The sequence below is a fragment of the Streptomyces sp. NPDC048197 genome (assembly GCF_043202395.1).
In the GTDB taxonomy this organism is placed as follows: domain Bacteria; phylum Actinomycetota; class Actinomycetes; order Streptomycetales; family Streptomycetaceae; genus Streptomyces; species Streptomyces siderophoricus.
Genome location: NZ_JBIDAJ010000003.1, coordinates 1 through 17,155 on the forward strand (window position 1 = coordinate 1; position 17,155 = coordinate 17,155).

General features: G+C 73.9%; 15 protein-coding genes and 1 riboswitch. Of the genes, 6 read left to right on the forward strand and 9 right to left on the reverse strand.

Annotated elements, in window-relative coordinates; all coding sequences use genetic code 11:
* Window positions 1–164, forward strand: a 164-nt coding sequence (locus ACGF4C_RS05330) for a transposase (RefSeq protein ID WP_393563919.1), incomplete at its 5' end; no start/stop codon positions are given.
* A gap of 16 nt (window positions 165–180) precedes the next feature.
* On the opposite strand, the gene ACGF4C_RS05335 is transcribed toward ACGF4C_RS05330, so the two are convergent.
* From ACGF4C_RS05335 to ACGF4C_RS05345, 3 genes are all read right to left on the reverse strand, one after another.
* On the reverse strand, window positions 181–960 hold the full coding sequence (locus ACGF4C_RS05335) for an enoyl-CoA hydratase/isomerase family protein (protein ID WP_393563471.1): 780 nt from the start codon (window positions 958–960) through the stop codon (window positions 181–183).
* Window positions 961–1,072: 112 nt separating this feature from the next.
* Window positions 1,073–1,294, reverse strand: a complete 222-nt coding sequence (locus tag ACGF4C_RS05340; RefSeq protein WP_030411710.1) for a helix-turn-helix domain-containing protein — start codon at window positions 1,292–1,294, stop codon at window positions 1,073–1,075.
* A 393-nt stretch (window positions 1,295–1,687) separates the two neighbouring features.
* Window positions 1,688–3,286 (reverse strand): ABC-F family ATP-binding cassette domain-containing protein, encoded by a 1,599-nt coding sequence (locus ACGF4C_RS05345; protein WP_393563473.1) that lies wholly within the window; start codon window positions 3,284–3,286, stop codon window positions 1,688–1,690.
* A gap of 289 nt (window positions 3,287–3,575) precedes the next feature.
* Between ACGF4C_RS05345 and ACGF4C_RS05350 the strand changes: the two genes are divergently transcribed.
* Window positions 3,576–3,992 (forward strand): VOC family protein, encoded by a 417-nt coding sequence (locus ACGF4C_RS05350; protein WP_393563920.1) that lies wholly within the window; start codon window positions 3,576–3,578, stop codon window positions 3,990–3,992.
* Between the two features lie 31 nt (window positions 3,993–4,023).
* On the opposite strand, the gene ACGF4C_RS05355 is transcribed toward ACGF4C_RS05350, so the two are convergent.
* From ACGF4C_RS05355 to ACGF4C_RS05365, 3 genes are all read right to left on the reverse strand, one after another.
* Window positions 4,024–5,511 (reverse strand): hypothetical protein, encoded by a 1,488-nt coding sequence (locus ACGF4C_RS05355; RefSeq protein ID WP_393563475.1) that lies wholly within the window; start codon window positions 5,509–5,511, stop codon window positions 4,024–4,026.
* A 124-nt stretch (window positions 5,512–5,635) separates the two neighbouring features.
* Window positions 5,636–6,763, reverse strand: coding sequence for an alpha/beta hydrolase (locus tag ACGF4C_RS05360; RefSeq protein ID WP_393563476.1), 1,128 nt, complete (start codon window positions 6,761–6,763; stop codon window positions 5,636–5,638).
* A 136-nt stretch (window positions 6,764–6,899) separates the two neighbouring features.
* Window positions 6,900–7,568, reverse strand: coding sequence for a class II aldolase/adducin family protein (locus ACGF4C_RS05365; protein WP_393563478.1), 669 nt, complete (start codon window positions 7,566–7,568; stop codon window positions 6,900–6,902).
* Window positions 7,569–7,947: 379 nt separating this feature from the next.
* Here ACGF4C_RS05365 and ACGF4C_RS05370 point away from each other — a divergent pair, with 379 nt between their 5' ends.
* Both ACGF4C_RS05370 and ACGF4C_RS05375 read left to right on the forward strand, forming a co-directional pair.
* Window positions 7,948–9,231, forward strand: coding sequence for an anion permease (locus ACGF4C_RS05370; RefSeq protein ID WP_393563479.1), 1,284 nt, complete (start codon window positions 7,948–7,950; stop codon window positions 9,229–9,231).
* Between the two features lie 22 nt (window positions 9,232–9,253).
* Window positions 9,254–9,490, forward strand: coding sequence for a hypothetical protein (locus tag ACGF4C_RS05375; protein ID WP_030411717.1), 237 nt, complete (start codon window positions 9,254–9,256; stop codon window positions 9,488–9,490).
* A gap of 52 nt (window positions 9,491–9,542) precedes the next feature.
* On the opposite strand, the gene ACGF4C_RS05380 is transcribed toward ACGF4C_RS05375, so the two are convergent.
* Genes ACGF4C_RS05380 through ACGF4C_RS05390 form a run of 3 tightly spaced genes read right to left on the reverse strand, consistent with a single transcriptional unit; the run spans window position 9,543 to window position 14,055 of the window.
* Window positions 9,543–10,952, reverse strand: coding sequence for an extracellular solute-binding protein (locus ACGF4C_RS05380; RefSeq protein ID WP_393563481.1), 1,410 nt, complete (start codon window positions 10,950–10,952; stop codon window positions 9,543–9,545).
* A complete protein-coding gene (locus ACGF4C_RS05385) occupies window positions 10,949–13,624 on the reverse strand; it encodes a caspase family protein (RefSeq protein ID WP_393563483.1) in 2,676 nt (891 codons plus the stop codon). The genes ACGF4C_RS05380 and ACGF4C_RS05385 overlap by 4 nt, the downstream gene beginning before the upstream one ends.
* 5 nt (window positions 13,625–13,629) lie before the next feature.
* Entirely contained in the window at window positions 13,630–14,055 is a 426-nt protein-coding gene (locus tag ACGF4C_RS05390; RefSeq protein ID WP_393563485.1) for a hypothetical protein, read from the reverse strand.
* 201 nt (window positions 14,056–14,256) lie between these two features.
* A riboswitch (cobalamin riboswitch) is annotated at window positions 14,257–14,392 on the forward strand.
* 129 nt (window positions 14,393–14,521) lie between these two features.
* Here ACGF4C_RS05390 and ACGF4C_RS05395 point away from each other — a divergent pair.
* The gene (locus tag ACGF4C_RS05395) at window positions 14,522–15,508 is read left to right on the forward strand and encodes a cobalamin biosynthesis protein (RefSeq protein ID WP_393563487.1); all 987 of its coding nucleotides are present in this window, start codon (window positions 14,522–14,524) and stop codon (window positions 15,506–15,508) included.
* Window positions 15,505–17,106 (forward strand): cobyric acid synthase, encoded by a 1,602-nt coding sequence (locus tag ACGF4C_RS05400; protein WP_393563488.1) that lies wholly within the window; start codon window positions 15,505–15,507, stop codon window positions 17,104–17,106. The genes ACGF4C_RS05395 and ACGF4C_RS05400 overlap by 4 nt, the downstream gene beginning before the upstream one ends.
* The last annotated feature ends 49 nt before the right edge of the window (window positions 17,107–17,155 follow it).

The window sequence follows — 17,155 nt, forward strand, 5'->3', positions numbered from 1 at the left end:
GGCGCCCGCCGGCCTTCGACAGAGGGCTCTACAAGCGGCGCAACGTGGTCGAACGCTGCTTCAACCGCTTGAAGCAGTGGCGCGGCATCGCCACTCGCTACGACAAGACCACCGAGTCCTACCAGGCCGCCGTCACCCTCGCCTCGCTCCTGATGTGGGCGTGACATTTGAAGACATCTCCTAGTCGCCGACGCCGGCGAGGTCGCGCAGCCGGCGGGCCTGGGCGGCGCGTTCGGCGCGGCGCTGCTCCTCGTAGGTGCGGCGCGCGGCGCCGGCCAGCAGGGCCTTAGTCTCGACGACGGCGTCCCGCGGTGCGGCGAGGAGTGCGGCCGCCAGGTCGGACACGGCGGCGTCGAGTTCGTCGCCGGGCACGACGAGGTTGGCCAGGCCGATCCGCGCGGCCTCGTCGGCCTGCACGAACCGACCGGTGGCGCAGATCTCCAGCGCCCGGGCGTAGCCGACCAGCCCGACCAGGGGGTGGGTTCCGGTCAGGTCCGGGACCAGCCCGAGGCTGGTCTCCCGCATGGCGAACTGGGCGTCCTGCGCGGCCACCCGCAGATCGCAGGCGAGCGCCAGCTGGAAGCCGGCGCCGATGGCGTGGCCCTGGACGGCGGCGATGGACACCAGGTCGTTCCGCCGCCACCAGGTGAACGCTTCCTGGTACTCGGCGATCGTGTCGTCCAGGGCGTCGTCCGAACCGCGCGCCAGATCGATGAACGACGGCTCACCGTCGAAGCCTTCAGGCGTGAACGCCTGGCGGTCGAGGCCCGCGGAGAAGGACTGCCCCTCACCGCGCAGCACCGCGATCCGGACGTTGCCCGGCAGCAGCGAGCCCGCCTCGGCCAGCGCCCGCCACATGGCCGGCGACTGTGCATTGCGCTTGGCCGCGTTGGCGAGGGTCACCGTGGCGATGTCGCCGTCCACGGTGAGCCGCACACCGTCCTTGTCGAGCAGAGTCATGAGCGCCTCCGAGTCAGCCAGCCGCACGTACGTGCGTAAGTGACTGAACGGTAACCTCCCGGCCGACTGCTCGGCCGACCGGGGGGACACCGCTGTTCCGGAGACGCGGCTGTCAGACCGTGGCGGCCTTCTTGCCCCTTGTGGCTCCGCCGCGACCGCGCAGCACCACGCCGGATTCGGTGAGCATCCGGTGCACGAATCCGTAGGAGCGACCGGTTTCCTCGGCCAGCGCCCGGATGCTCGCACCGGAGTCGTACTTCTTCTTCAGGTCTGCCGCGAGCTTCTCGCGCGCGGCGCCGGTCACCCGGCTGCCCTTCTTCAGAGTCTCGGCCACCCGTGCCTCCTCGTGGGAAGTGCGCTCTGGACTCTCATGATCACCCCTCCCCGGCTTCCTGGCCACCCATTCCGCAAGGTCTCTCCGACATCCTTTGCCGGCGCGGGCCCGTTCCGAGCGGGCGGAATTCGTCATTCCGCTCGTCCCGCGGGCCGAGCGGCCGCCGCTCTGGACGAGAAGTGGCAGGTCAGGTGGCGTACGGCCGAAAAGGGGCGCTCCGGGTCGGAGCGGACGGGACACCGCTCGCAGGCACGCCGGTGTACGAGCCGTTCTCACTCAGATGATGGATCACACGTCGGCCGAATGATCCATACGGCATGATCCCCCCGCCCGTGGGCGCACCGCGGGGCACCGCCGCGACCCGGCCCGGAGCACCCGGGCCGGGCGCCGGCATCAGGCCAGCGCGACCAGATCCGCGTAGTCCTGGCCCCACAGGTCCTCGACGCCGTCGGGCAGCAGGATGATCCGCTCCGGCTGCAGCGCGTCCACCGCGCCCTCGTCGTGCGTCACCAGGACCACCGCGCCCGCGTAGGTGTGCAGCGCGCCGAGGATCTCCTCGCGGCTGGCCGGGTCGAGGTTGTTGGTGGGCTCGTCGAGCAGCAGCACGTTGGCGGACGAGACCACCAGCGTGGCCAGCGCCAGCCGGGTCTTCTCACCGCCGGAGAGCACCCCGGCGGGCTTGTCGACGTCGTCGCCGGAGAAGAGGAAGGAGCCCAGCGTCTTGCGGATGGCGACCAGGTCCATGTCCGGAGCGGCCGAGCGCATGTTCTCCAGGACCGTGCGGTCCGGGTCCAGGGTCTCGTGCTCCTGGGCGTAGTAGCCGAGCTTGAGGCCGTGGCCCGGGCGGACCTCGCCGGTGTCGGGCGACTCGACGCCGGCCAGCAGCCGCAGCAGGGTGGTCTTGCCCGCGCCGTTCAGGCCCAGGATGACGACCCGGGAGCCCTTGTCGATGGCGAGGTCGACGTCGGTGAAGATCTCCAGGGAGCCGTAGGACTTCGACAGGCCCTCGGCGGTGAGCGGGGTCTTGCCGCACGGCGCCGGATCCGGGAAGCGCAGCTTGGCGACCTTGTCGGAGATGCGCACCTCGTCCAGGCCCGAGAGCAGCTTCTCGGCGCGCCGGGCCATGTTCTGCGCGGCGACGGTCTTGGTGGCCTTGGCCCGCATCTTGTCGGCCTGGGAGTTGAGCGCGGCGGCCTTCTTCTCGGCGTTCGCCCGCTCGCGCTTGCGGCGCTTCTCGTCGGCCTCGCGCTGCTGCTGGTAGAGCTTCCAGCCCATGTTGTAGATGTCGATCTGGGACCGGTTGGCGTCCAGGTAGAACACCTTGTTCACGACGGTCTCGACCAGGTCGACGTCGTGCGAGATGACGATGAAGCCGCCGCGGTAGGTCTTGAGGTAGTCGCGCAGCCAGACGATCGAGTCGGCGTCGAGGTGGTTGGTCGGCTCGTCGAGCAGCAGGGTGTCGGAGTCCGAGAAGAGGATCCGGGCCAGCTCGACGCGGCGCCGCTGGCCGCCGGAGAGGGTGTGCAGCGGCTGGGCGAGGATGCGGTCGGGCAGGCCGAGGCTGGCGGCGATGGTCGCGGCCTCCGCCTCGGCGGCGTACCCGCCCTTGGTCAGGAACTCGGTCTCCAGGCGCTCGTACTTCTTCATCGCCTTCTCGCGGGTGGCGCCCTTGCCGTTGGCCATCCGGTCCTCGTTCTCGCGCATCTTGCGCAGCACGGTGTCCAGATCGCGGGCGGAGAGGATGCGGTCGCGGGCGAGGACGTCGAGGTCGCCGGTGCGCGGATCCTGCGGCAGATAGCCGACGTCGCCGGAGCGGGTGACCGTACCGGCGGCGGGGATACCCTCGCCGGCCAGCACCTTGGTGAGGGTGGTCTTGCCGGCGCCGTTACGGCCGACCAGGCCGATCCGGTCGCCCTTGGCGATGCGGAAGGAGGCGGACTCGATAAGAACGCGGGCGCCGGCGCGCAGCTCGATGCCGGAAGCGGTGATCACGGGAAAACTCCAGGGCAGGAAGACGGCGGATTGGACGGACGGTCCGAGAGCGGGCTGCGCCGTCTAATGAACCCAGAGGAGAACTGCCATGGGAGGCAGTCTAACGGGCCGGTGCAAGTAGTTTTCCCGGCCGCCGGGCGGGGTGCGGGGGCCGGCGGCCGGCCCGTGGACGCAGGCCACGCCGTGTGCTGCGACACCGTGCGCGGAGCGCGGGCGGGCGTTGTCGGCGCCCGGTGAAAGACTGTGATCCGGGACACATGAAGCCGCTGAGGGAAGGACCGTGATCACGATGTCAGGGACCCCGACGATGTACCCGACGGTGCTCTACCAGGACGCCCAGGCCGCCATCGCCCAGCTGACGGAGGCGTTCGGCTTCACCGTCGGCGCGAAGTACGAGACCGAGGACGGCCTGGTGCTGCATGCCGAACTCTCCTACGGCAACGGCACGGTGATGCTGGGTTCGAAAGGGCGCGGCGGGGTCTTCGCCGAGGCGATGGAGGAGGCCGGGCCGGTCGGCGTCTACGTCCGCGTCGAGGACACCGACGCCCACTACCGCCGGGCCCAGCGGTCGGACGTGGAGATCCTGCTGCCGCCCACCGACATGGAGTACGGCTCGCGGGAGTACCTCGCCCGGGACGCCGAGGGCAACGTCTGGAGCTTCGGCACCTACACCCCGGCCGTGGCCGCCGCCGGTGCCGGGCCCTGACGCCCGGCCCGGTCCGGCACCGGCCGGGAGGTCAGGCCCCGCCGGTGTGCACCTGGAACGCCGCCCGGCGCACGGCCTTGGCGAGGGCCGGGTCGGGATGGGCGGCGGCCAGCGCGACCAGTACCTGGACGGTGCGGGGGTGGCCGACGGCGCGGACCTCTTCGAGGAGGCGGGGCACCGAGCCCTGGACCGCCGAGTCGAGGTGGCGCACCAGCAGCTGGGTCTCCCCGTGGTCGGCGACCGCCGCCGCGGTGTCCACCCACAGCCAGGTCGACTCCTCGCGGGTGAGCACGTCCGGCGCGGTCTCCGGGTCGCCGCCCTCGTGCTCGACGAGCCACAGCAGGGCGTACGGACGCAGCACGGGCTCCTCGGCGGCGGCGCGTACGGCCTGCTCGGCGGGGGCGCCGACGGCCCGCAGCGCCTCGAAGGCCAGGCCGCGCAGCAGCGCGTCCTCGCCGCGGGCCACGGTCAGCAGTTCCTCGACGGCCGCGCCGACGGAGCGGGCGGCGAGCCAGGCGCGGTACTCGGCGCGGGCCGGCCCCGGGGTCAGCCGGGCGCAGCCGCGCAGCATCGCCTCCGCGGACTGCTCGATGTTGCCGGCCGGGCTCTGCGCGGCGACGCAGATCTGCTCCAGCTTGACCCACACCGACCAGTTGCCCAGCGGGGTGAGCTGCGCCTCGGCCGCGTCCTGCGCGCCCCGGTGGACGCCGTCCCGGTCACCGTGGTGCGGCACCAGCGCGCCGACGGTCAGCAGGGCGTCCAGCGCCCAGCCCAGGAGTTCGGCCAGCGACGCCCCCGCGGAGTCGTCGGCCGGGTCGGGCGCCGGGTGCGGGGCGCCGGGCGTGTGGGGGGTGTCCGGGGCGGCCGGTGCGTCCTGGCCGTAGGGGACCTCGCAGCGTTCCGTGCGGAGTTCGGTGACGCGCTGTTCGAGCATGTCCAGCAGGACGGGCAGGCGTACCGGGCCGGCGGACAGGTGCAGCAGGGAGAGCAGTTGCGGCAGTGCCTCGACGACCTCGGCGACGATCGCGGGGGCGGCACCGGCCGGGGCGGGGCGGGCCAGCGACCAGGCGTCGAAGAGCGCGACCCAGCCGCGCAGCACGGCGGTGTCGTCGCGGTCCCAGGCGCGCAGCCGCCAGCCGGGGCGGACCAGGCCGTCGTGCAGCTCGATGAGTCCGGCGAGCCGGGCCAGGTCCCAGTCGGTGCGCACCTGCCGCGGCGTCAGGGCCAGCGCTTCCGCGGCGCGTTCCACCGCCGCCGCCGGCAGTGCGCCGTCCGGGCCGGCCCGCAGGGCGCCGCCGGTGCCGCCGGCCGCGCCGCAGCCGTCGGCCCAGCGGGCGAGCCGGGCCGCGCCGGCCAGCACGGCGCGGGCCTGCCGGGCCAGTTCCGCGGGCGGCGGGGTGCCCTCGGGCGGGCGGGGCGCCGGGCGCTTGGCCCGGGTTGTCACCGCCCGGCGGGCGGCCGCAACCGGTTGACGGGGGACGAGTCGGAGCCGGGAGTCGCGCGGAGTACGGGACGTCACAGGAGCAGTGTTGCCGCTGACGGCCCGAAAGCCCAATCGGAACCCGGCTTGCGATCTGGTGGGGCGCCGTCATGGCGCCGACCCATCCCGGATGGGGGGAGTTGTCCTTGCGTATGCCGGGGCGTCACATGAGGGGGGTGAGGAAGCGGCGCAGCGCCTCCTCGTAGCCGGCCGGGTCGGCGTTCCACATCGCGGCGTGCGGGGCGTGCGGGACGGCGTGCAGGGTGACCAGGTCGGGGCGGCGGGCGGCGAAGGCGCGGGAGGCCGCCCAGGGGGCGATCCGGTCGTCGGGGCCGTGGAAGATCAGCGTGGGCGCGTTGAGCGCGGCCGGGTCCGCGGCGTCGGCGGGCCGGTGGACGGGCATCCCGGTGACGCCCTCGGCGGCCCGGACGACGAGCGGCAGCAGGGCGCGCGGGACCCCCCGGGCGGCGGCCAGCGCGCGGACGGTGGTGTGTCGGTCCAGGACCGGCGAGTCCAGGATCAGTCCGCTGATCCGGTCGCGCAGTGCGGAGTGGGTGGCGGCGCGCAGCGCCATGGTGGCGCCGACGGACCAGCCGTGGAGGACGACGTCGCGGGCGCCGTAGCGGACGGCGTAGCGGATCGCCGCGTCCAGGTCGCGCCATTCGCTGTCGCCGAGGTGGTTGATGCCGTCGGTGGTGCGCGGGGCGCCCGGGTCGTTGCGGTAGGCCAGGTCGAGGACGGGCAGCCGGTGGCGGTGCAGGAACGGCATGACCACCATGGGGTGTTCGCGGGTGGTGCCCAGGCCGTGCACGGTGATGACCCACGTGTCGCGTACGCCGGGGACGAACCACGCCGGGAGCGGCCCGAGTTCGCCGGGGATGTCGACGTCGGCGCAGTCCAGGCCGAGGGCGTCGCGGGGGTTGCCGCTGTGCACCTGCGGGGTGAGCCGCATCCGTATGCCGGGCCGCAGGGTGCCGTGGGTGACCCGCTCCAGGCGGCGGACGACGGCGTCGGCGGGGTGCGGGGCGCCGTGGACGACGGAGCCGACCTCCGCGTGGCAGCCGGCGCCGGTCAGGCCGTAGGTGCCGGGCCGCAGGGACGCGAAGCTGCGGGTGAGGGCGATCCGCTCCGCGCCGGCGGAGTGCACGGTGAGCCGGGAGTCCCCCGGGAGGGGGTGGTCGGGCGAGGGTTTCAGGGCAATGTCGCCGGCGTACCGGCCGACCGCCACGGCGGTCGCCCCGGCACCGGCCACGGTGAGGACGGCCACGGCCGCCGCGGTAACCGGACGCACCCCCTCAGTGTGGGCGGCGGCGCCGGGTGCGGCCACTCGGGCCGCGTCGCCGGGGTGACCGGCGGGACGGCGGCCGCCTCGCGGTGCGGGCCGCCGTCCCGGGTGCGGCCGGGCGACGGTCGGGCTGCGGGTGTGGTCAGCCGCGGGCGCCGTTGGGCTGGCCGTAGCCGCGCAGGCGGGTGCCGGCCGCGTCGAGCTGGTCGGGGGACAGCACGGCCGGCGAGCAACCGGGCACGGAGTGGGCGAGCAGCCAGACCCGGGACATCCACTCCAACTGGGCGGTGCGGTCCAGGGCCTGGTCGAGGCTGTCGCCGTAGGTCAAGGTGCCGTGGTTCTGCAGCAGGCAGCCGGTCCGGTCGCGGAGCGCCTCCAGCATGTGGTCGGCGAGCTCGTCGCTGCCGTAGAGCGCGTAGGGGGCGACGCGGACCGCGCCGCCGAGCGCCGCGGCCATGTAGTGGACCGGCGGGAGTTCGGGGACGAGGGTGGAGACGGCGGTGGCGTGCGGGGCGTGGGTGTGGACGACGGCGGCGGCCGGGGTGCTGCGGTAGACCGCGAGGTGCATCGGGAGTTCGCTGGTCGGGCGGAGGCTGCCGATGATCTGCCGTCCTTCGAGGTCGACGGCGGTGGTGTCGCGGGGGCCGAGCCGGTCGTAGGGGACGCCGCTGGGGGTGACCAGGATCAGGTCCTTCAGGCGGCACGAGACGTTGCCCGAGGTGCCGACGACCAGGCCGTCGGCGACGGTTCTGCGGGCGGTGTCGATCAGGTCGCTCCAGGCGGCGGCGAGCGGGTCGGGACGGTCCTTCATGGGGTCCTCCGGCGCGGTGCGGCGAGTGCGGATGCAGTGCGCGCCACCGTACGAGCAGGCCGGGGAAGGGTACGCCGGGGGCCCGCCGGACCGGTATCCGCCATATGGGGATACCTGAGGTATCGAGGGGGATTGGCCGGGGATCGACCGTCTTGGGCGGGTGATCCGTTACCTTCGCTTTGTCATGCGCGTCACGACCGGCTGCGGACCGGCGTAGCCCAGGAAGTTCACCGACGGGTGAGACGAAAGTGACAGCGGAGGCGCCTCCGCGTGAACAGTGCGGGGGCGTCATCATCGCGCCCGGCCCAGTTCACCTTCCGTTCACCCGCCCTCCGTACGTTCCGAGCGACACTGACCTTCGAACTGATTGCCTGGGTGAATGGAACACATCACGCTTCTCATCGGGATCGTGATCGTCACGGCCTTGGTGTTCGACTTTACGAACGGCTTCCACGACACGGCCAACGCAATGGCCACCACCATTTCCACCGGGGCATTGCGACCCAAGACCGCGGTGGCGATGTCGGCAGTCCTCAATCTTGTCGGCGCGTTCCTCTCCGTCGAGGTGGCCAAGACCATCTCCGGCGGCATCATCGACGAAGCCTCCGGCATCAGACCGGAGGTGATCTTCGCCGGCCTGGTCGGCGCGATCGTCTGGAACCTGGTCACCTGGCTCGCGGGCCTGCCCTCCAGTTCCTCCCACGCACTCTTCGGCGGCCTCATCGGCGCCACCCTGGTGTCCGTCGGCACCCACGGCGTGCACGGCGAGGCCGTGGTGATGAAGGTCCTGATCCCGGCGGTGGCCGCCCCGTTCGTCGCGGGCCTGGCCTCGATGGCGGCGACCCGGCTCACCTACCGTCTGACCCGCGGCCGCGACGAGGCCGACACCGCCAAGGGCTACCGCGCCGGGCAGATCGCCTCGGCCGCCCTGGTCTCCCTCGCCCACGGCACCAACGACGCCCAGAAGACGATGGGCGTGATCACCCTCGCGCTGATCACCGGCGGGGTCGTCGCCCCGCACGCCGACCCGCCGCTGTGGGTCATCGCCTCGGCCGGCCTGGCCATCGCGCTCGGCACGTACCTGGGCGGCTGGCGGATCATCCGCACGATGGGCAAGGGCATCACCGACATCCAGCCGCCGCAGGGCTTCGCCGCCCAGACCGGCGCCGCGGCCACCATCCTGGCCTCCTCCCACCTCGGCTTCGCGCTCTCCACCACCCAGGTCTGCTCCGGCTCCGTGATGGGCTCCGGCCTGGGCCGCAAGGGCGGCGTGGTGCGCTGGTCCACGGCCGGCCGGATGGTCGCCGCCTGGGCCCTGACCCTGCCGGCCGCCGGTGCGGTCGCCGCGGGCGCCGCGTTCCTGGCCGGTCAGGGCACCTGGGGCGTGGGCGCGGTGGCGGTCCTCGCACTGGGCGTCTGCGGCGCCATCTGGGCCGCCTCCCGGCGCAAGCCGATCGACCACACCAACGTCAACGAGGGCCCGGCCGCCGAACCGGTGGGCGTGGTGACCGCCGCGCTGCGCGCCGTCTCCCCTCCCCCGGCCGGCCACCCGGCCCCGCCGGCCGACGCCCCGGCCGACACCGCGGTGCCGGACCTGGCCGCCGCCACCGGCACCCCGACCACCCCCGCCCCGCGCGCCCAGGCCGCGACGGTCACCCGCTAACGGCTCTCACCCAAGGAACCCCATGACCATCGACTGGGCAGCTCTCGGCCAGGTCTTCGGCGTCACCCTCGTGGTGACGGTCGGCCTGGTGGGCCTCTTCACCGTCGGCATCGTCGGCACCTCCCGCAAGCCGGTCCGGGAGGGCGAGGCAGCTGCCGCGACCGCACCCGGCGCGGGAGCGCGGACCGGTGCGCTGGTCGCCTTCGCCCTGTGCGCGGCGGCCGTGGCCTACGGCATCTACCTGATCGTCGCTGCCTGACCGGCACCCGACGGCAGCACCGACGGCGCGAGGCGCCCGGCGGAAGGCGGCATCAGCCGTCCTCGGCCGGGCGCCTCGTCCGTTGTGCGCCGCGCCCGCTGAGCGCCTCGTCGGCCTCGCGGGCCAGCTCGTCGGCGATGGCCGTACCGCCGGGGCTGCCCAGGTACTCCGAGACCCGGATCTGCACGACCTTGCTGAAGGTCTGGTAGTGGGCGCTGCGCGGGCGCGGTTCGGCCGCCAGCAGCGCCGCGTACAGCGTCTTGGTGTACGGCGGCTCCTGGCCGGGCCAGGGCTGCCCGGTGGCGCCGTGCTCGCCGTGCTCGGGCGGCAGCGGGCAGACCGGCGCCTTGCCCGCCTCGCGGTACGCCGAGTCGCGGGTCGCTGCGAACCCCCGTTCCAGCAGACAGCGTTCACTCGCCGGGCCGGTGAGCGCCTCGATCAGCGCGCGGGCGCCCTCCGGCCGCTTGCTGCCGGCGGAGACCGCCAGGTTCTGCCCGCCCAGGACGGACATCCGCTTGCCGTCGGCGGCCCGGGCCGGCAGCTCGGCGACGTCGAACTTCACGCCGGGGGTGAGCTTCTCGGCGACCGAGGCGTACTCCACCGGCCAGTTGCGCATGAACAGCGCCCGGCCGTCGGCGAACCAGCGGCGGCTCTCCGTCTCGTCCATCGTCATGGCCGCGTGCGGCATGATCGTGTCCAGCCGGTCCTTGAGGTCCGCGACGCCCAGCTGGAGGGCGCCGACCTGCTCGCCCTTGGTGAAGCTGGTGGCGTCCGGGTCGCCGCCGGTGGCCCACGCGGACTCCAGGGTGTTGACGGTCAGGCCCTCGTAGGGCCGCAGCTGGGCGACCATGCCGTACATCTTCTTGTCCTCGGGGACCTTGCCGTCCGTGGCCGTGCGGGCGAGCTCGCGGTTGTACGCGGCGGTGACCGCGGTGGCCAGCTCCTTCAACGCGCCCCAGTTGTCGGGCGGTTGGGGATGGTGGCCGTACTTGGTGAGGATGTCCTTGCGGTAGTAGAGCAGGCCGGCGTCGGTGTTGAAGGGGACGGCCCAGATCTTGTCGTCGTACTCGACGGTCTTGACCACGCTGTCGAGGAAGTCGCCGTCCAGACTCGCGCCCCAGGGGCGGATGACACCCGCCTCGGCGAACTCCGCGGTCCAGGCCACGTCGAGGTTGAGCACGTCATAGGCGCCGCTGCCGGACTGGCCGGCGGCCAGCAGCTGGCTGCGCTGGCCGTCGGCGGTGTCCGGCAGTTTGACGATCCGCACCGAACGGCCGGTGCGCCGCTCGAAGGCGTGGATGAGCTCCTGGCGGACGCCGGTGCTGCTGAGGTCGCTGCCGGTGGCCAGGACGATCGGGCCCTTCTCGGGACCGGGTCCGGAGTCGGAGGTGCAGCCGGAGACCGCCGCGGTCAGCGTCAGGGCGAGCGCGGCGGCCGGCCAGGGCCTACGGGGGTTCCTCACCGGTCCTCCTTGCCCGCGGTACCGATGGACGCGATCAGGCCGGCCAGCAGGTCGGGCGCCTGCGGGCCGCCGGGCACGCACTGTCCCCGTGAGGCGCCGGCCAGCCCCTGGAGGGCGAAGTTGTCGCAGCCGGCCCTGCCCAGCACCAGCGTCAGCACCGGCACCGCGGGCTTCTCCTTCAACAGCGCGGTCAGCCGCTGCTCGACACCCGCCGCGCGCCGCAGCCGGCCGTCGTCCTCGTCCATGATCAGCACGATGGCCTGGTTGCTGCCGGACGACTTCTTCATCTCCCGTACGGCGGCGGTCAGCGCCTCCTCCATCGCGGCGCCGTGGTCGACCAGGTCACCCTTGGCGATCTTGTCCAGGGCGGCCTTGCCGTGCGCCGGGTCGACCGTGCCCAGACGGACGACCCGGCGCACCGCGTCCGGATCGCCGGGGTGGGCGCGGTCGGGGAAGGTCCACAGGCCGTAGGTGTGGCGGGCGCCGACCATCTCCAGGGCGCGGCCCGCGGCGCCGAGGGCGACCGGGAGCTTGCCGTCGTCGGCCATCGAGGTGGAGGTGTCCATGAGGAGGAGCAGCCGGCTGGGCCGCTGCGCCTTGTCGTAGCCGTCGAGGACCCGGGCGACCTGCTCGGTGCCGGCCGCGAAGGGGACGACGGGGGCGTCGAGGTCGGCGTTGGCGCGGCTGCTGCGCAGCGGGGAGTCCGGCGCCGGCGCGGGGGCCGTGCCGTCCTTGCCGGGGACCGGGCGGTAGCCCTGCGCGGTGAGCACCGGCCGGCCGCCGTCCGGGGCGCGCAGCCAGTCGGCGAAGCGGTCGACCGCGGCCTGCCGTGCGGTGGCGTCCGTGGCGCCGCGCCAGTCGACGCGGATCAGCGGGTGGTCGAGCGCCGGGACGTTCTTGGGGTAGTACGCGACGTAGCGGTCGTCCGGGGCGAGCGGGCCGGACAGGGCGGGACAACTGCCGATCGCCCGGCCGAGGTTGTAGTCGGTCAGGGACTTCTCGGAGACCAGCGGTGCCGAGCGGTCGCCGCGGCCGGCGCCGGCGGGGGCCTGGCCGGTGGCGGTGGCAGTGGTGTCGGGGCCGGGGCCGGTGGCCGGGCGCAGTGAGCACAGCAGCTCGGTGCTGTCGGCGTACTGGCTGCCCGGGGCGGAGAGCCGCTGCTCGGCGCCCTCGGCGAGGGCCGGGTCCGGGGAGCCGGCGGAGCCGATGTGCGAGCCGTCGTTGGCGAGGTAGAGGCCGATGGTGTGCAGCAGGCCGGTGCCGGACAAGACCGGGCTGGGGCGCAGCAGTTTGAGGTCCTGGTGGCCGCTGTCGGTGCCGGTGAGCAGGTCCTGCCAGGAGGCGCCCACCCTCTGGACGTCGGCCGGCCGCTTGCCGGCGGGGATGCCGACGACCAGCGGGCTGTAGGCGACCGGCCCGGTGTTGTGCAGCGTCGCCGGGGAGCCTGTGGCGGGCATGCCGCGGCGGGCCTCCTCGTAGTCGGCGGTGGATTCGGGGATCCACAGGTCGGGTTGCGGGCCGGGCCGGTAGAGCGGATCGGTGCCCTTGTCGTCCGGCTCGCCCGGGCCGGTGCCGCGGGCCTCGCCCTGCCAGCGGACGGCGGCGGCGAAGCCCTGGTCGATCTGGTCCTTGGCGGCGGAGTAGACGGTGATCTGGGCGCGCCGGCAGCCCGCCGGGAGGTCGCCCTCGCCCTGCAGCGGGCGGGTGTTGGCCTCGGACATCTCGTAGTCGAACGCGGCCTGGCGCAGGGTCGGTTCGGCCTCCGGCGCGGTGAGCAGCCGCAGTTCGAGGGCGGGCGGGCAGTTCGGCAGCGGCTGCAGCAGCTGCCGGACGACGAGTCCGGTGGCGATCAGGACGAGCACGGTGAGGCAGGCGAGCAGCGGTTTCAGGCGGGGCCGGACGTACTCGTTGAAGTGGCGGCGTAAGCGGGCCCGGGGCGGGGTCGGCAGCGGGACCTCGGGGGTGGCGAAGGACAGTACGACGTCGTCGACGGTGTTCTGTTTCGCCGACCGGGGCTCCCACACGTCGCCCATCGGCGTCCGCTCACCGGCGAGCCGGACCCGCAGCTCCCGTACCAGGTCCTCGAAGGTGACGAACCGCCTTCCAGGGATGCCGTTTTCCAGGATCTGCACCAGGGCCCGGTTGAAAACGGTGCCGCCGGCCGGTTCCTCCCCGCTGAAGATCCGGCGGTTGGGCTGGGCGGCCATCAGCAGCGACATGGGTTTGCGGTGGGCGCCGAAGGCGCCGCCGGCGTTGCCCGCGTAGCAGCACTCCAGGATGATCACGATGCGTTCGGCGCGGGCGCTGTCGAGGCAGGAGAGCACCGCGTCCTGCCAGGAGACGGTGGTGTGGCTCTGCCGGGACACCGAGGCGCCCACCATCAGCTGCAGGTCGCCGCCGTCGCTGCCGACCCAGCCGTGGCCGGCGAAGTACACCAGCAGCAGGCCGCGGGCCTCGTCGACGACGGTCTTGAGCGCCTGGCTCAGCTCCTCGGGCTCGATCGGCTCGCAGAACCTGACCTCGTCGGTGGTGAACAGGTCGGTGGCCGTCAGGGCGCGGGCCAGCTTGGCGGGGTTGTCCCGCACCGCGGGCAGGTCGTCCAGCGTGGCGTAGTCGTGGACACCGATCAGCAGCGCCCGGTTGGTCTTTCCCCGCGCGTCGTATTCGGACATCCGGCTCAGTCCTCGCCGGTGCTGCCACTCTCGTGCGCCGGGCTGCCGGGATCGGGGCGTGCGGGACCGCCGTCGCCGACGACCTCGACGGCGGGTTCCTCGCCGGCGGCGCGCTCCTCCTTGCGGCGCCGCAGCCATTCCCGCACGGCGATGCTCATTCCCTTGGCGACCTCGGTGACGATCGCGCCGACGATGACCAGGATCAGGTCGTCCACGCCCACGGCCATGTCGGCGGGGCCCGGTTCGTCCCCGCCGTCCGTGCGGTGCGGGGGCTGCGGCCGGTGTTCCCAGGTGTGTTCCCGGCGGCTCAGCCAGGGTTCGCGCTCCAGCCAGGCCCGGAGGTCGTCGAGGTCCTGCTGCGGATTGTCCGTCCCGGTGACCCTGAAACGGATCTCCTGACGGTCCTCGTGGTGGTCGACGTGCTCCGGCATCCCCCAGCCCCCTTCCGGCGGCCCCTTCGCCACCGTGCACCAGATAGTGACGTGGAATCAGGGACGGGGGCAACCGTCCGTGACGCCACCGCCACCCTGTGGCGTGCGCCACAGGGCCTGCCATCGGGCAGCGTCGCAGGTCAAGGGCGAGTTGACGGGCCTCGCGGACCGTGGTGGACTGCCGGGGCCAATCGGCGACAGATGAGGAAGTCCGGTGAGAATCCGGCGCGGTCCCGCCACTGTCACCGGGGAGCGTTCCTCCGACGAGGGCCACGGTCCGTACCGACGTACGGGCGGGAAGGCCGGGGGACACGCCGATCCGGGAGCCAGGAGACTCTGGTCGCCGTCACGTCGAGCCAGGGCGAGGACCCTGAGTGAGGACACAACGCCATGCCCGGCCGCCCGCCCCGCCCCCCACTGCCCGCTGCCGCAGGGCCCCTTCGAGGACCGACGGCGGCCTGATCCGATGCGCGGCGAACACGCGGGATATGCGTGCGGCGCGGCTCTCGGCTTCCTCGGCGACCTGATCGCGGCGGACCCTCGGCGCGGCCATCCGGTGGCCGCGTTCGGCCGGGCCGCCGCCGCCGTCGAGCGCCGGCTGTGGCGCGACCACCGGGGCCGCGGCGCGGCCCACGCCGTGCTGTGCGCGGGCGGTGCGGCGGCCGGCGCGGCGCTGCTGGAGCGGGCCGTACGGCACCGCCGCGGCGCCCGGGTGGCGCTGACCGCGGCCACCGTCTGGGCGGTGCTGGGCGGCACCTCGCTGGGCCGGGAGGCGCGGGCCGTCGGCGGTGCGCTGGAAGCGGGCGATCTGGACGTGGCACGGGAGCGGCTGCCGCATCTGTGCGGCCGCGATCCCGAGGCGCTGGACGGGCCGCAGATGGCCCGCGCGGTGGTGGAGTCGGTGGCCGAGAACACCTCGGACGCGGTGGTGGGCGCCCTGGTGTGGGGTGCGTTCGGCGGGGTGCCCGGTCTGGTGGCGTTCCGGGCGGTGAACACCCTGGACGCGATGGTGGGTCACAAGTCCGCGCGCTACCGGCGGTTCGGCTGGGCGGCGGCCCGGCTCGACGACGTCGCCGGCTGGCCCGGCTCCCGGCTGACCGCCGCGCTGACCGTGCTCGCGGGCCCCGGCCGGCGCGGTGCGCTGGCGGCCTGGCGGGCGGACGGCGGGGCGCATCCGAGCCCCAACGCGGGCCCGGTGGAGGCGTCGTTCGCGGGTGCGCTGGGCGTGCGGCTGGGCGGCACGCTGGCGTACGGCGGACGGGTGGAGCACCGTCCGGTGCTCAACGGTGCGGCGCGGCCGCCCGTGGTGGCGGACATCGAGCGGGCGGTGCGGCTCTCGCGGCGGGTGAGCGCGCTGGCGCTGGTGGCGACGGTGGCGGGACGGCTGACGGCGGGCGCGGTACGGCAGAAGGTCGCGGGCAACAGGGGCACGAGCGGGAGGAAGCGCCGGTGAACGGGCAAGGCGGGACGGCCGGGGGGCTCGGCGGCGGGCTGCTGGTCGCCGGTACGACGTCCGACGCGGGCAAGAGCGTGGTGACGGCGGGGATCTGCCGCTGGCTGGTCCGGCAGGGCGTGAAGGTGGCGCCCTTCAAGGCGCAGAACATGTCGCTCAATTCGTTCGTCACCCGGGAGGGCGCGGAGATCGGCCGGGCGCAGGCGATGCAGGCCGCCGCGGCCCGGGTCGAACCGACCGCGCTGATGAACCCGGTCCTGCTCAAGCCGGGCGGCGACCGCAGCAGCCAGGTGGTGCTGCTGGGCAGGCCGGTGGGTGAGATGAGCGCGCGCGGGTATTTCGGTCGGGCCGGGGGGTCGTCCCCCGGGGAGACGTCGCACGCGGGCGGGCGGGAGCAGTTGCTGGGGACGGTCACCGACTGCCTCACCGAGCTGCGCCGCACGCACGACGCCGTCATCTGTGAGGGCGCGGGCAGCCCCGCCGAGATCAATCTGCGCCGCACCGACATCGTGAACATGGGCATCGCCCGAGCGGCCCGGATACCGGTCGTGGTGGTCGGCGACATCGACCGCGGCGGCGTCTTCGCGTCCTTCTTCGGCACCACGGCGCTGCTGTCGAAGGAGGACCAGGCGCTGGTCGCGGGGTACTTGGTCAACAAGTTCCGGGGCGATGTGACGCTGCTGGAGCCCGGTCTGGACATGCTGCGGCAGCTGACCGGGCGGCCGACGCTGGGCGTGCTGCCGTACGCGCACGGGCTCGGCATCGACGAGGAGGACGGCCTCCGCGTCTCGCTGCGCGGCACGGTGCGGGAGAGCGTGGTGGCCCCACCGCACGGCGCGGACGTGCTGCGGGTGGCGGTCTGCGCCGTCCCGCTGATGTCGAACTTCACCGACGTGGACGCGCTGGCCGCCGAACCGGGCGTGGTGGTGCGGTTCGTGGACCGGCCGGAGGAACTGGCCGACGCGGACCTGGTGGTGCTGCCGGGCACCCGCGGCACGGTCAGCGCGCTGGCCTGGCTGCGCGAGCGCGGGCTGGCGGACGCGGTCGCCCGGCGGGCCGCCGAGGGCCGCCCGGTGCTGGGCATCTGCGGCGGCTACCAGATGCTCGGCGAGCACATCGACGACGAGGTCGAGTCGAGGGCGGGCGCCGTCGAGGGCCTCGGGCTGCTGCCCGTACGGGTCCGTTTCGCGGTGGAGAAGACGCTCGCCCGGCCGGTGGGCGAGGCGCTCGGCGAGGCGGTGGAGGGCTACGAGATCCACCACGGCGTCGCCGAAGTGACGGGTGGGGACGCGGCGTTCATGACCGACGGCCGGGGGAACGCTCTCGACGGCTGCCGGGTCGGCTCCGTATGGGGCACGCACTGGCACGGTTCGCTGGAGAGCGACGCCTTCCGCCGGGCCTTCCTGCGGCGGGTGGCGGCGGACGCCGGCCGGGCGTTCGTCCCGGCCCCGGACACCCGCTTCGGCGCGCTGCGCGAGGAGCAGCTGGACCGGCTGGGCGATCTGATCGAGGAGCACGCGGACACCGGAGCGCTGCTGCGGCTGATCGAGAAGGGGGTGCCGGAGGGGCTGCCGTTCGTGCCTCCGGGGGCGCCATGAGGGGTACGCAAGGGACGGGACATCGGCCGGCCGGCGACGTGGAGGACGA

Bases quoted from the DNA above. Each gene is read 5' to 3' on its own strand.
- ACGF4C_RS05335 (WP_393563471.1), bottom strand. From the start codon at position 960: ATGACTCTGCTCGACAAGGACGGTGTGCGGCTCACCGTGGACGGCGAC.
- ACGF4C_RS05350 (WP_393563920.1), top strand. From the start codon at position 3,576: ATGTCAGGGACCCCGACGATGTACCCGACGGTGCTCTACCAGGACGCC.
- ACGF4C_RS05365 (WP_393563478.1), bottom strand. From the start codon at position 7,568: ATGAAGGACCGTCCCGACCCGCTCGCCGCCGCCTGGAGCGACCTGATC.
- ACGF4C_RS05395 (WP_393563487.1), top strand. From the start codon at position 14,522: ATGCGCGGCGAACACGCGGGATATGCGTGCGGCGCGGCTCTCGGCTTC.
- ACGF4C_RS05390 (WP_393563485.1), bottom strand. From the start codon at position 14,055: ATGCCGGAGCACGTCGACCACCACGAGGACCGTCAGGAGATCCGTTTC.
- ACGF4C_RS05385 (WP_393563483.1), bottom strand. From the start codon at position 13,624: ATGTCCGAATACGACGCGCGGGGAAAGACCAACCGGGCGCTGCTGATC.
- ACGF4C_RS05370 (WP_393563479.1), top strand. From the start codon at position 7,948: ATGGAACACATCACGCTTCTCATCGGGATCGTGATCGTCACGGCCTTG.
- ACGF4C_RS05375 (WP_030411717.1), top strand. From the start codon at position 9,254: ATGACCATCGACTGGGCAGCTCTCGGCCAGGTCTTCGGCGTCACCCTC.